Source organism: Porphyromonas bennonis DSM 23058 = JCM 16335 (assembly GCF_000375645.1).
Lineage (GTDB): Bacteria > Bacteroidota > Bacteroidia > Bacteroidales > Porphyromonadaceae > Porphyromonas_A > Porphyromonas_A bennonis.
The window spans coordinates 1-14,444 of sequence record NZ_AQWR01000043.1 but is presented as its reverse complement, the minus strand read 5'-3'; the positions used below and the strand labels follow the sequence as shown (position 1 = coordinate 14,444).

Genomic DNA, 14,444 nt, shown 5'->3' with positions numbered 1-14,444 from the left:
TCGAGGGTGCCAAGAAGTATGGTGTCATCGATCCCTCCACACTTCAGTGGTCAATGGCCGGCTCTGCCAAGGAGGCATACCTCTTCACCGACTACGCCGGCTCTACCAAGACTGACATCTCTCTGACGGATGACGGCTTCTATCCCAATCTCAAGACCATCTCTGCCAAGGGCGGTAAGACTGCTGATGGCGTCAAGAAGGGGGTCAAGGTATACGACCTGATGAAGCAGAGCGACTACGCTAAGATCGTCGGTCAGTATGATGACACCAAGGCGGGTGTGGAGAACTTCAAGGCTCGCAAGGTCCTCGCCGGCGGCGTAGAGCTCCCCAAGGGTCAGGCTGACTCCGGCACGGAGGGCAAGTCGCTTGAGAATGGTATCTACTTCCTCGAGCACGCCCTCGAGGAGACCGTAAAGGGGTCAACCACTCCCTACGAGCCCGCAGTTGTGACCTACGGAGACGTTGCTTACGTGAAGGTCTACGGTAAGATCGACATCAAGAATGGTAAGAAGGTCAACGCTAAGGTACAGTCTACGAAGCCTGATATGGACCAGGCCGAGGATCTTTACGTCGGTGGTCTCAAGCTTTCTGACGTCAAGCCCGCCACTGAGGAAGACTTCGGCGAGCGCTGGTACTTTATCGTAGTCCGCACGGACTCTAAGTGGTACAACATCTACAGGAAGGTGAAGGCTGATGTCCTCAAAGATCGTGGTGATGGGACCGCTTACTACCTCGTGCACGACAAGGCAGGTGAATTCTACGCTGCCGGTGATGGTGAGGATGCCGTTGTCTACAATACCCTCGCTGCCGCTCTCGCTGACGGTAAGAAAGAGATCCGTAAGTACTGGAGTGCTAGTGATGAGAGTAAGCCTTTCAACGTCGTTTACCTCTCTCCGCTTAATGCCCAGGGTGAGGTCAATAAGGTCTACAACTGCGACACCCGTCGTAACAACATCTACGACCTGAAGCTCCGCACCATCTCCGGTCTTGGCTTCAACTACGACCCCAACGATCCCGACACCCCGAAGGATCCGGAGCGTCTGGAGCCCAAGACTCCGGGTGACAATACCACCATTGATCCGATCGATCCGGATAACTCCGACGATCCTAACAACCCCAACAATCCCGATAAGGGTAAGACCCCGGGTGATCCGAATATCCCCACCCCCGGTGAGGACAACCCCTTCGAGCCGGAGCCTAGCAACCCTCCTGTCAACAACACCAAGACCTGCATGCAGGTAGAGTGCAAGGTACTCTCTTGGAACCTTGTACAGCGTGGTCTCGACTTTACCGGTGGTACCTCCGGTCTCTGATCTGTACTGATCAGGAGATAAATAGCGTGGGCTCCTAAGCCCCGCACAGGGTAGGGGCGCCTGACCGCTCCCCTACCCACCAAGAACAATAAGTCATGGCGCTCCGCAGTGAGAGCCGCAATAAATAACTTCATCATGCAGAAGAAGTACATACTACCCCACTTAGTCGTCTCGGCGCTGATGCTGCTGCCTCTTGCCGGCTGCAAGGGACACTCCGACGAGCCGACCGACGGCTATCGCTCCGCGATACAGCTGCAGGTCACCCCTCGCACCCTCGCTACGGGAGCCCGCGCCATCACCGATGGGCAAGACCCTGAGGTGCCCGGCATCGCCCCCGAGGATGAGATCATAGATGGGCAGCTCTTCATCGGAGAGGACTTCGGGCTGACTGCTTCGCGTAGCTTTACCCGTAAGGGTGACAATAAGTGGAGCGCTAAGTTTGAGGAAAAGCTTGAGGACCCCACCTCCTCTCATCGCATCGCTGCGGTGATCAATAGCTCACGACTGGGTCTCCGCGGCAGCGACTACACCAGCGAGTCGACTGTCTCGCTCGCCGATATCGATCGGATGATCGGGAAGAGCTTCCTGATGAGCTCCACCTTTGACAACAAGGATAATAATTTCTACACCCTCGACGAGGATAAGTGCACGGATGTGACCCTTGACGTGGAGCGAGTAGTCTCTAAGGTCCAGCTCCATCGCGCCAAGGAAATGACGGGCGAGGAGATGAAGGAGACTTATGGCCTCCTTCAGCCTGATAAAATGACCTGGACCATCGCAGGCTCAGCGAAGAGCGCTTACCTCTTCACCGATCATGCCGGCAGCCTTCATCTCGGTGATGATGGGCTGTACAAGGATCTCAAGACCGTCTCCGCTGAGGGAAAGGGCAAGGGGGGCTACGACCTGATGAAGCTCTCCGACAAGGGGCTGTCTAAAAGTTTCGATGCTCGACCCGTCTCTCTCTTTGAGTCAGGTAAGGTGAAGAACAACGATGGTGGTCTCTCTACTGACGACAGGATCTACTTCCTCGAACATGCCCTCAACGAGACAGAGGCAGGCACTCCTTATGATAAGTCTGTCACCTACAAGGATGTCACTTACGTGAAGATCTATACCGGCCTGACCTCCATTAAGGGCTTCCGGATCGATAATGATAAGGTGAATTTTTCCCGCCACAAGGTATTTAAAACGAAGGACGAGGCTCTCGACGGCTTCGCTGAGAGTCAACCCGCCACTACCTCCCCCGAGCTGCTCGATCAGCAGCTGCTGAAGGATATCGATGCATCCGAGCCCACGGCAGACCGCTGGTACTGGGTTGATGTCACCGATACGAAATGGTTTAAGGACCTTTCCGAAGAGGATAAGAAGAATCAGACGATCAAGGAGGATAAGGACTATTATACCACAGATAGCGAGGCTGCCACGAGGAGCTTCCTGCTGGTGCATGACCAGCCTACGACCTTCTACTACGGTATCGACGATCACACCATCTACGACACGCTCCTCGCTGCTCGTGCAGGAGGTAATAGTAAGATCCGCAAGTATGAGGGCGGGAAGATGGTCTACCTCTCCCCGCTCAATGAGCAGCGTACTACTGAGAAGGGACCGGTCTTCAATTGCGACACCCGCCGCAATAACATCTACGACCTGATCCTCAATAGCATCACCGGTCTGGGTCTCAATTACGACCCTGTCGATCCTGATGACCCCAATATCCCCGAGCCGGGAGACAATCCCTGGGAGCCGGAACCCAATATTCCTCCCATCAATGGCAGGGAGAATGTGATCCGCATCACAGCCACACCGCTCCAGTGGAATACGATGGATCATACTCTGGAGCTGATGTAATAAAGACAATAATTTATATAAGAGATATAGAGCAATGAATAACTCATCGCACCATACGATCAAGTCTCTCAGAGGGATGCTGGCCGTCGCAGTCGCTTCTCTCTTCGTGGCCGGCTGCCATAGCAGCATCAAGGAGGACCTCTCCGACTGTCCTCAGGGAACCATCTTCTCCTTCGACATCCTCTACCCGCAGACGATCAATTATTCGGAGACCGTCCGGGAGATCCGGATCTTCGCCTTTGACGAGGATGGCAAGATGATCACGGAGATCGCAGACAAGCCCTCCGCCTTTGTCCCCGATTACCGCCTCAAGACAGACTTCTACCGCCCCGGACATAAGACCAATTTCTATGCCTGGAGTGGCTCCAACCTTGCGCAGTACGACTTTGACGGCTTCAAGCCCGGTACTCCCCTCAGCGAGATGATGGTCTCGCTTGCCAAGCAGGGCAGCACCCTGGAGGCTAATGCCTCGCCTCTCTATGCCGGCAAGGCTAAGGAGATCCTCGATCAGCAGGAGCGTATCGGCACAGTCTTCGACAGCGTCCATATCGACTTCCGCCAGATCACCAATCGGGTGAAGATCACCGTAGAGGGACTCAACCCCGACCACGAGTACACGATCCGCTTCGGATCGCGGAATAGCCGCTATGGTGGCGATGGGTCTCTGCTGCCCGACTCACCATTTGAGTACACCACCAAGATCGAGGATGCCTCGGGTAAGCATGGTAAGGCGATTCGGGGTCTCTTTGACATCCTCCTCCTGGATCAGTCGCTCGACTACCCCATCGAGATCATCGACGCCGATCTCCATAAGGTGGTCTACTCCTTTGACCTGCTGAAGGACTACATCTGCTACGATGGACCCTTCGCGGAGACGGCCAATCCCTTCCGTCTGGAGCGCAATCACGACTTCGATATCTGGATCCTCCTTATGGAGGACCAGCCTAAGGAAACCTACTTTGCCGTACAGGCACGTATCCTCGACTGGAACCTCGTATTCCGTAACCTCGACTTCTGAGCATAGCCATGACTATTCATCACAAGATAGGTCTCCGCTATCCGGGGATCGCCGGAGTGGTCCTCGCTCTCTTAGTGGCGCTCTCGGGCTGCCACAAGGAGGTGGGCGAGAGTGGCCCCACCGGTGAGAGCGATGGCGGGGCACGCCATGTCCGCATCGCTGCCTCGATCGACACCTACTCACTCCCGGGCAGTCGCCCCTCGACACGTGCTGCCGGTACGTGGGAAGAGGTCGGTAGCGGTATATGGAAGCCGCAAGCAGAGCTGGGGCTCGACTACGAGCGTGCCGTCTACTTCGCTGTCCTCTACATCTACCCGGAGGGAGCAGCTAAGCCCTCGTCCGCCTGGATCTACTACACCAATGCTTTTGCAGCAGGCTGCAAGAGCCTCAAGGGGGACAAATCAAGCCCTCTCTCAAAGATCAAGGACCTCGAGGAGCTGAGCCAGAGCAATAGTCAGGTACGCCACTTCGCCTCCACAGAGTCAAGCGCCCTGACGATGGATCTCGAGTTGGAGCCTCGCAACTACAAGTTTGTCCTTGTAGCCAATTCCATTCCAGCCCTCACTTCGGCGATTGAGAGTACTACCAACCCGGCAGATCCTCGTGGTCTCACGTCTAAGGAGACCGCCTTCACTTCGCTCGACCTGATGCCCAATACGGTGACGAAGCTGCCTCGGCGCTTCATGCCTATGGTAGGCTCTCAGGACTTTACCATCACCTCCAGTACAGCAGTGCCGCAGGTGGTATCTCCCGATATCAAGCTCGAGCGCACCTTTGCCCGCCTCGATGTCTGCCTGACTACGGCTGATAAGGATCTGACCGCCTATCACGAGAAGGACGGCTATGTGCCGACAGACTTCCGCTTCCTCGAGTACTCGCTCAAGGGTATGGGAGGCTACGAGCAGTCCCTCTTCCCACTCAAGGGTGAGACGACTGCTATCAAGGAGAAGAGTACTGCCAAAGTAGCTGCTCCGACCCCGTCTAAGGTGGTCGACCCGAAGATCACCGTGGAGTCAAAGGAGGGCCCGATCCTGCTTAGCAACATCGCCAAGTCTTTCGACGAGAAAGAGGCGAACACGTTTAATACCCCCACCAAGCTCAGCACTCCCTGGGCAGAGCCGATACAGGTGAGCATGCTCTGGAAGTCGCCGATCTTCCGCACCACTACCGATGAGACGGAGCCGGCCGGCAAGTACTACACGACTTACACTAAGGATCGGGAGTCAGCCTCTGCTGATGAGAAGCACCCTGCGATCCACCTCTACATACCCTCACTGTATCAGGAGCGCAGCAAGGACTACGAGGTCTCCTTCACCCTCAAGTTTGGTCGCGCTACTGATGCGTCCCAGACTAAAGAGTACACGATCTCCCTTACCAATCAGAGCGGTGCAACGGATCTCTACGCCATCCGTCGCAATACGTGGTACCGCTATGAGCTTAAGTTCTACGGCGAGAAGATGCGCGTCCTCGGTCCTCTGACCATTACCCCGCAGGATTGGTCGCTCGAGGATGAGGGCCTCTCCTACGATGATGAGTATATCGTCCTGACGCAAGACACTGTTACTCTAAGTGCCAATGAGGGAGCAAAGGGGAAGTTCATGATCCTCTCTGATCAGCTCGGCAGTGACTCCAAGTCTCTCACCTACACCTTTGATGGCAAGTCTACTCCACCTGAGTGGCTCGAGATGGAGGGCGAGCTACCGACCTCCCTCAACAAGGGTGAGTCGACAGAGATCGCCTTCCACACGACCTCTGAGAATGAGGATGACAACGATATGCCTCGCGTCTGTGAGCTGGTCATCACTCCTAAGGACTACAAACGTCCTCTCAGAGTCGTGATCCGTCAGCTGCCGATCCAGTACATCCAGGCACGTCCTTATGTCGCCTTCGTCGGTGATGAGGACTCCGGACCTCTCAGCACGGAGATTGCTGTAGAGACGCACAATTACGACTGGGAGGCTGAGCTGGTCGACACTTACTGCACCGCTGCCTCGACCGGCAACTGGCTCAAGCTGAAAAAGATTGACCAACAGACCCTCAAGATATCCGTCGAGCCCGTTGAGGCTCGGATGAATATCCTCCGCATCGGTATGATCAAGATCTACGATGGGACCAATCACCCCGCCTATATCCGCGTGGAGCAGGGAGGGTATAAGGCTATTGAGCTTGATAATGGTCAGGTATGGCTTGATCGCAATATGGGTGCCCTCTCCTACGCTCACTACGAGCAGTGGAAGGGTGGCACCGTCATCACAGGATTTGACCGCGTGCGGGTCAATGGCGCCTTCTACCAGACCGGTCGTGTGCCGGATGGCTACCAGTACAATGGTATGGATCTCCTTGCCGGCAATATACACGATAAACTCACCGCTGCAGAGAAGACCGATCTCCTTGCGTCACGGCAGCCGAGGCGACTGGGAGACGCTGCCGGCACCGGCAGCTCCTCCATCGTCAGCCCTGAGGAGCAACTGCCCGCAGCCGATCCTCAGTACCACAAGTTTATTGCCAGTGGAGCTCAGGATAATTGGTACAGCGAGCCCTTCCGCACCGCCAAGTGGTTTTCATTTAATAGAGGGAAGAAACGTGAGGGACTTGACCCCTGCCCCGAGGGATACAGGATCCCCTTTGCGAATGAGTTTGAGGACATGATCGGCGGGACACAGATCAATAGCGAGGGGGCTACGACCGGGGGCTCGAAGTTCTTTGAGAACGCCATGGGCTACTTCTACAAGACCAAGGATTCGAACCGTTCCCTCTATATCCCCCTTGGAGGCTGGCGAGATACCGACGGCACACTCAAGGACTGGCGTCATGTAGATAATACCACTCCCAAGGCGCGATACGCGATCTACAACCTTGATACCCCATTCAAGGCGAGCTACTACCTCGTCGGGTACGGCAATGCTAAGTCCGGTGCTGTCTCTTCGTCAAAGACCGCAGAGGGATACCTCGTCAGATGTATAAAGATTACCGATAAATAATGATGCTACCTATGGATAAGATAATAAGGAACTCAGCGCTGCCGCTACTACTGATGCTGGCAGTCGCCCTCATTTCCTCCTGTACAGCATCACGAGAGGATGATCTCCGCCCCGCCGGTGGTCTCACAGGTCTCACCCTGACGATCACTCCCGAGAGACCTCAGGTCGAGGAGCTTCTCCGTGCTGACAGCGAGCAGGGGCTGGCGAAGGAGAATGAGATCACCTCTGTCGATGTCTTTGTATTCAATCAGGCCGGCACCACACTCTTAGGCTCGGCTCGAGGCAAGAAAGTTCCCTCTTCCTCCGGAGGCGCTGTCTCTGTGAAGGTCGACAACATCTCCTACAAGGGGACCGACACCACCGTGCGCGTCGCTGTGGTGGCCAATGCCACAGGACGGATCACCTACACCACCACCAGTCTCACACTCGAGAAGCTTGAGTCCCTCGCTGTGACTGAGACGAGCGACGACACCGCTCGCACGCCCCTCGTGATGTATGGGACAGCGGAGCTGACTGCCAACTCTTCCGGTCAGGTGACCGGCAATGTCCCTGTCAAGCGACTTGCTGCCGCTATCGAGGTGAAGGGTGCTGATGGCATCACCATCGGTGAGACCCATCTCGTCTCCGCCCCCACGGGAGCCACCCTCACCGGTAAGCCTCTTGCTCCGGATGCACTTGATAAGCCCACCACCCACAAAGCCGGTGAGCGTGCATACGTTTATCCAAATAATCCCGATGGCAAGATGGTCTATGTGGTATTTAAGGCTAAGAACGCCTCAGGGAAAGAGTTCTACTACTTCTTTGCGCCCAAGCAGATCGACGGTAAGCAGCAGCTCACCGCCAACACACTCTACCGCGTCACTGTCCAGAGTCTGTCTGCCGACGGCTACGACAGCTTAGAGACAGCCCTTGCTGCTATCAAGGCGGGTGAGGATGGTCAGCGTCATGCACTCGTCTACTCCGTAGCGGAGTGGAGCGACCTCGGCACGTCTGAGACCGTCTTCTTCGGCCGCTACTTCCTCCGCGTCGCTCAGAGTATGTTTGTCTTCGATCGAGAGCAGATGGACCGGCTCACCTATGTCTACACCAATGCTCCCGGGCTGGCGCTCATCCCCCCGGCGGCGGGCAAGTTTAGTACCACCAAGCAGCACCCCGCTGCTTGGGCTACCAGTGCCCTCCACCCGGCACAGGAGGGTTACGACGGTCCCGGACGGCGCTATACGCTTAATGTCGGAGTCTTCCAGTACCACTCGCTCCATGCAGGTGATACCCGCTATGCCTTTGGCTGGGTACGTGCCACCGGCATCCATACCAATGACCTCCAGGTGCAGTACTCCATCACGCAGGATAATATCAATCGCTTCCACCCTGATGTGGTACGACTGGCAGCTGAGCCGAATAAGCACAAGATCGACGCCACGGAGGTGCAGCACAAGGCGACCAAGGTGACCACCAACCTTCCAAGGCTTGGCTGGCGTCTCTTTGATGTGCAGCCCTCCACCAGAGGGGAGTCATTCATCCAGAGGGTCTATGTCCTCGATAGTCATGGTAATGAGGTCGAACTATGGAATGACTCTAAGGATCCGAAGTTTGATAAAGAGAAACTCGAGGAGCGCCGCCAGCAGATCGGTCCGCAGAAGCTGTACATTGATACGAAGGCGATGGGTGACAACAAGAAACCGGATGTGGCGACGATCACGCTCTATGCCGGTGTGATCGGAGGGCGGATCTTCCACAAGCTCCCTATCCGCGTCTACCGCTCCTTCGAGCTCGACTATACGATCGACTATCCTGCTCCATCCGCTGCGAATGGTATGCCCTACGATATGCGTCGTAAGAAGTATGTCATCGAGACCCCTCTTGGGTGGGATAGCGAGCAGGACTATACCTATACGGTCAATGTCACGTCCAATCTCCGGTGGGAAGTCTCTAAGGAGCCCGCATCTGACGGTTCCGAGATAGACTGGGTCGAAATTAACAACGGAGCCAAAACAGGCGACGGAGCCTTCCAAGTCACTGTTAAGAGTCGTCCTCTGGTAGGGAATAATGGCGTCTCTGTCAATGGTACCGGGAAGGTGGACCACTTCCTCCCGGCACGCGAGGCTCATATCTCCCTCAAGGGATACGTCGAGGGGAGTGATGAGGCGATGGCTGTCCGTGACATCACTGTCTACCAAGGGGGCTACGTTAAGATCGGAGACAACTACTGGCTCGATCGCAACCTCAAGTGCGGCTACACTTATGCCAACCACGAGGAGGGGATCTATCAGACAGACAAGCTCTACAAGGTACCCGCCTATTACGCCAATACAACGTACAAGGACTCCAAGATCAACTCTACACTCTACCCCTACGCCATCCCTATCGGGCACACCACTGATATCTATGGCGTCTACGCCCTGAATAATCGCACCTACCTCCCCAACTCTGCCACTACGCCTGACGGATACGGCCCCGACGGGTACTTCTTCAGTCGAGCTCCCACGAGTGGCTATGCTGAAGGAAACACAGAGGAGAAGTGGGTCAGGCTCTACAACAATCGCTACAAGGGCAAGACCTATAGTGGACAGTGGAATCAGGATGAAATTGGTTACTACTACGTCCATCCGGTCTATGGTGGTAAGCTGTACGTCTCATATGACCAGACTAATCGTGTATTTTGGGATAAGAACATCATGGCGGACCGTTCGCGCTTCCTTAATCCCTGTCCCGAGGGATGGCACGTCCCAACGACTGCTCAGCTCGAGTCGCTTCTTAAGCTCCTCGGTGCCACCTATGGTCGACCTACACCGCTGATGAATCTTGATGAGACCTACTCCGCCATTGATGGAGAGATGGGAGAGAATAATAGCGGGCGTTACCTCGTGGCTGATCCGATGACCCCCTCCTCCAGTACAGGCGTACATTGGTACCTCCCAGCTGCCGGCTATCGACCCTTCAATCACGCCGACATCCGCACTATGGGAGTCACCGGAGCCTACAAGACCTATGAGCTGGTGAATCCCGATGCCACCGGCAGCATCAAGTCTCGGCTGCTCTACTTCTCTCCCACCAAGGTATGGATGCACATCGAGACTTGGGCCTTCACCTCCTCCGTCCGATGCGTCCGTAGCGTAAACCCATAAATGACTGACATCATGACCATGATACAGACAAGAAATCTCTCCCATACGCTCCTGCTCTCACTCCTGGCACTCCTGTCCCTCACCCTCACGGGGTGTCGCCAGGATAGGCTCTGGGGCGATGAGGTCGATCCCGAGGGGGGAGACCAGACGATAGAGCTGTCGATCCTCCTCCCCGACAATAGTGGCTCCCTCAGGAGTACGGAGGGGGGTGATACAAAGGCGGAGACGCTCGTAGGGACCCTCGACATCTACCTCTACAAGGGGGATAACCTCTCCACCACCGACACCAAGACCATTACGCCAGAGTACCACGAGCATATCACCGTGAATAGCTCTGCCGGCGTGATCCATCGTGCCATCTCGCACAAGGAGCAGCGTGCCACCTATCAGATCTACGTTGTCGCCAATGCGCCAGCCAAGCTCCTCACAGGCAAGGAGACGCTCAGCGAGCTGACTGCATCGGTGACCAATAGCATACCGAGCCTTGTGGGTCCCTACGTCATGAGCGGTCGCTCCCGGGACTTCAAGCCCTCGGAGGCGAAGCACGTAGACGTCGTGCTGAGTCGCATCGCCTCTAAGGTGGTCGTTACCGATGGCACTAAGCCAGATAATAAGTTTGAGCTCATCTCCGTCATCCCGCTCCGTCCCGACCGCTCCTACCTCTTCTCTCATACCACCCCCTTCGAGGTAGGTGATCAGAAGAAGGTCGACAACCCGATCGTTCCCAAGAAGACCGAGATCCTCCAGGGAGATAAGGTCTCTGCAAGTGGGGGCAAGGTCACGCTGCTTACCTATGAGAGCGGACTACCCAAGGAGGTGTTCAAGGGAGTAGGCGCTGGCCTGCTGATCCATGCAAAGTACGAAGGAGAGGAGTACTGGTACCGCTTTGCCCTGATGGACGGGCGCGGTCGGCAGATCGTGCGGCGAAACTCCGTCTACTCTGTTGAGATCAAGGAGGTGAATGGTAAGGGCTACGACACTCCCGAGGAGGCACTGAAGCACCGACCGATCAATATGATCCTCGGCATCACCTCTACAGAGACAGCGATCAAGCTCTCTGAGCAGATCGTCACCGACGGCGAGTACTTCATCGGCTCCACGAGAGCGATCATCCACCTCGGCTCTCGTGCCAACAAGGAGTATGAGATCGGAGGGGTCAAGTACGCCACCAACCGCAATGACCGGCAGGTCGCCCCGGTGATCACGATCCGAAGCAACATCCCCGACTTCAGCGAGTTCAAAATCCAGGATGAGACCTACTCCTATGCCGTTGATGGCATCTCCCACAAGGGGCTGAACGTTGACGATCCGGACGGTGAGTCATGGATTACCGCGGAGCTCAAGGCTCATACCAAAGTCCCCGGTGAGATAGAGATCCCCGCTACTCAGGACTTAGCCTACGACTTCCGCGGTCTCTACATCGATGACCGCTGGGGTGGTGTGACTGAGGAGCAGCTGATCGAGAAGCGTTACACCCGTAGCGTAGAGTACAAGATCGGAGTCGATAGTCATCCCAACCTCTTCCTCCGCCTTACCATCGATCAGACACCTGACGAGCTCCTTCGTGACCAACTGGTCATCTATCCCTCTCTCCTCTCTGTCGATAGTAAGCGACAGCAGACCTTTGACCTCTTCATTCAGGGGTATCACGAGGGGTTCGAGTGGGAGGTGATGGGCGTCACTTACCTCATCGGAGAGGATCCGAAGTCCCAGAAATGGGTCTCCTACTCCCCCGCCAAGGGTATCACGGGTGTAGATAAGCATATCCTCGTTACTACGGATCCACTTAGTAAGCATCAGAACTCCGGTCATGCACTCGTCAAGGTCAAGCTCACCAACCCCAAGGGTGAGGTTGTGGACATCAAGACGATCCGTATCTCCTCGGGTGAGGCTCTTGAGTACGATATCGTCTACCCGGAGGGCTCACCTCGTGTCAAGGACCTAAGTCGTACGATAAGGGTGATCGAGACACCTCTTGACCAGAGTGGAGATCTCACCTATACCATCAATGTCCGAAGCGTCACCCCCTGGATCGTCCAGCGACCGGAGAAGGACAGCGACTGGATCACGCAACCCGTACTCTCCATAGATCCCAATACGGCAACTGCCGGTGTAGGGTTCAATGGCAAATTCACCGTCACTGTGAAGCAGAATAAAGTAGAGCCACTTAACGGGCTCTACAAGGCGCGACAGAGTGTCGTCCGGATCATCAGTGAGCGCGCCTCGAGAGACATCATCGTCTATCAGGGAGGCTATGTCGTGATCGGCGACACCAAGTGGATCGACCGCAACCTGATGCGTACTGCGAGGAAGGATATGGTGATTAGAGATTATCAGAACTATTATGCTCTGCCGGATGGCTACAATGGTATGTCGATAGAGAATCTGCTCTATCCGGCTGCTGTCCCGATAGCATTTGGAGAAAATACGTTTGCCTGCTACGCCAAGCATAGAGTAGCAACTACTCCATTGATCTACGCTGCTACTTCAGCCAATCCTCCCTTTGTCTACCATGATAATACAGCCTTTTATTACTACGTATCAAAGGGGGGTAAGCCGAGTCCTCAGAGAGACGGCTACTTCGGAGGGTGTATGCCGGCAACTCTTATGGCACAAAGTTACTTCACTGATGCTAATTCAGCTCTTGAGAATGCCTGGAATGCCTCTGCCAATATGGATAACTTCAAGGAGCGAGACCCGTTGAAGGAGCCGACGTCTAAGGGTGCCTATGATCCCTGTCCCAAGGGATGGCGCACCGCAGGCTATCGGGAGGTAAATGAGCTGGTCCAGTACATGGCTCGTGATCCCCACTTCTACAGTGGAGGACGCGAGGATTCCTTCATCAACTCCGACGACCCCGATGCGGTCCGCAAGGTAGGTGAGGACTACAAGGCTCCCTACAATAACGGGGTGTACTTCATCAACGAGGACAACGTCAATGTATGGTTCCCCTACGCCGGCTACCGTCAGGCCTCCAATGACGTCGCCGATGTGGACGGCAGCGCATTTACCCAGCTGATGAAGCCGGGGTATGAGGGACGCTACTGGTTCAATTTCTTCTACGGCGACGGCAATAGCATCTTCCTCAGCATCAAGACCACAGCTGATGGCTCGCTCAAGGCAGCGCTCATGCCGGACAACGCCTTCTTCGGCGCCTCCGTCCGCTGTGTAGAGAATAAGCCCCTGAACTAATGCTCGGTCGACGCTGACCATACCCCCATCGATTGTGAGAGCCCCGCTGCAGCCTTCTGACTGCAGCGGGGCTCTTCGTTGTAGATGCAGGTGGGCGGGACAGGTCGGACCGCGAGGAGGGTCGGGAGCTTGGCGGGTGGATCCCACTGCCTACTTGAGACCTTTGCATAACACCCCATCTGCGGTGTCACTTTCGAGATTCGGGCTTGGTCATGTGCGTAAGCACACTCCCTTCGCTCTCACTCTCAGTTCCTTGCATCTGGGGTGTTCTGCAAAGTCCCTGCCGAAAAAGCACCGCTTTTTCGGCGAAAGACCATTTTTCAAAGGTCTTTACTTAGTCATCCCTAATACCGGTAATAGATGAGCCCCGGCGTATAGGTCAGGGCTGATGCGTTTGAGGCTCGTCCATCAGCCTCTCAGACGAGCATCAGATCCTTTACTATCAGACTCATATGCGTCAGACCTGCGCCTCCAAACTAAACCCGGTATTAGTGATCACTATTACCGGGTTTAGAGATCACTAATACCGGGTTTAGAATTCACGGACCATTCATCTAATAGTGAAGAGTGGTGAACGGAGCACCCCCCAGCAGCTGTATAAGCGTGCAGGGGGTCATATTCATCTGATAGTGAAGAGTGGGGAACGAAGCACCCCTTGCGGGTGCCCGCTCCATAGCCACGGGTCGAGGGGCGTAGCCCCGAAGACCCGTGGACCGGGCAAAGCAAGCAATCCCGCGACCCCGCCAGGGCGTCGCACTATCGGGTGTGCGACGCCCTAGCGGGGTCGAGGTCAAGAGGTCGATCTGCCCACAGGTCATCGCCGCTATCGCGGCTCGACCTGTGGCTATGAAGCGGGGATCCCTGTCGGGATCCATAACTCCCGCGAAGGGATCGTCGCCCCGTCCGATTAGGCACCGCGCTCGTCCGCCCCGTCCGACTTGTCCGATAGGGCATCGCCCCGTCCGAT

5 protein-coding genes and 1 pseudogene are annotated in these 14,444 nt (G+C 55.7%); all 6 read left to right on the top strand.

Features of this window, described 5'->3' with window-relative positions:
- Positions 1-1,313 (top strand): annotated as a pseudogene (locus B088_RS07065) (fimbria major subunit); the annotation flags it as partial.
- Between the two features lie 135 nt (positions 1,314-1,448).
- The gene (locus B088_RS07060; RefSeq protein ID WP_018107719.1) at positions 1,449-3,161 is read left to right on the top strand and encodes a fimbria major subunit; all 1,713 of its coding nucleotides are present in this window, start codon (positions 1,449-1,451) and stop codon (positions 3,159-3,161) included.
- Positions 3,162-3,195: 34 nt separating this feature from the next.
- The gene (locus tag B088_RS07055) at positions 3,196-4,179 is read left to right on the top strand and encodes a FimB/Mfa2 family fimbrial subunit (protein WP_018107718.1); all 984 of its coding nucleotides are present in this window, start codon (positions 3,196-3,198) and stop codon (positions 4,177-4,179) included.
- 8 nt (positions 4,180-4,187) lie between these two features.
- Positions 4,188-7,160, top strand: a complete 2,973-nt coding sequence (locus B088_RS07050) for a hypothetical protein (protein WP_018107717.1) — start codon at positions 4,188-4,190, stop codon at positions 7,158-7,160.
- 11 nt (positions 7,161-7,171) lie between these two features.
- Positions 7,172-10,285, top strand: a complete 3,114-nt coding sequence (locus tag B088_RS07045) for a fimbrial protein (protein ID WP_162138003.1) — start codon at positions 7,172-7,174, stop codon at positions 10,283-10,285.
- A gap of 18 nt (positions 10,286-10,303) precedes the next feature.
- Complete coding sequence (locus tag B088_RS07040; RefSeq protein ID WP_162138002.1) at positions 10,304-13,477, top strand: fimbrial protein; 3,174 nt, start codon at positions 10,304-10,306, stop codon at positions 13,475-13,477.
- Positions 13,478-14,444: the final 967 nt, after the last annotated feature.

What these genes read in the sequence shown, in the direction of transcription:
- B088_RS07060 (WP_018107719.1), top strand. Translation starts at nt 1,449, where the DNA reads ATGCAGAAGAAGTACATACTACCCCACTTAGTCGTCTCGGCGCTGATG.
- B088_RS07055 (WP_018107718.1), top strand. Translation starts at nt 3,196, where the DNA reads ATGAATAACTCATCGCACCATACGATCAAGTCTCTCAGAGGGATGCTG.
- B088_RS07040 (WP_162138002.1), top strand. Translation starts at nt 10,304, where the DNA reads ATGATACAGACAAGAAATCTCTCCCATACGCTCCTGCTCTCACTCCTG.
- B088_RS07045 (WP_162138003.1), top strand. Translation starts at nt 7,172, where the DNA reads ATGGATAAGATAATAAGGAACTCAGCGCTGCCGCTACTACTGATGCTG.
- B088_RS07050 (WP_018107717.1), top strand. Translation starts at nt 4,188, where the DNA reads ATGACTATTCATCACAAGATAGGTCTCCGCTATCCGGGGATCGCCGGA.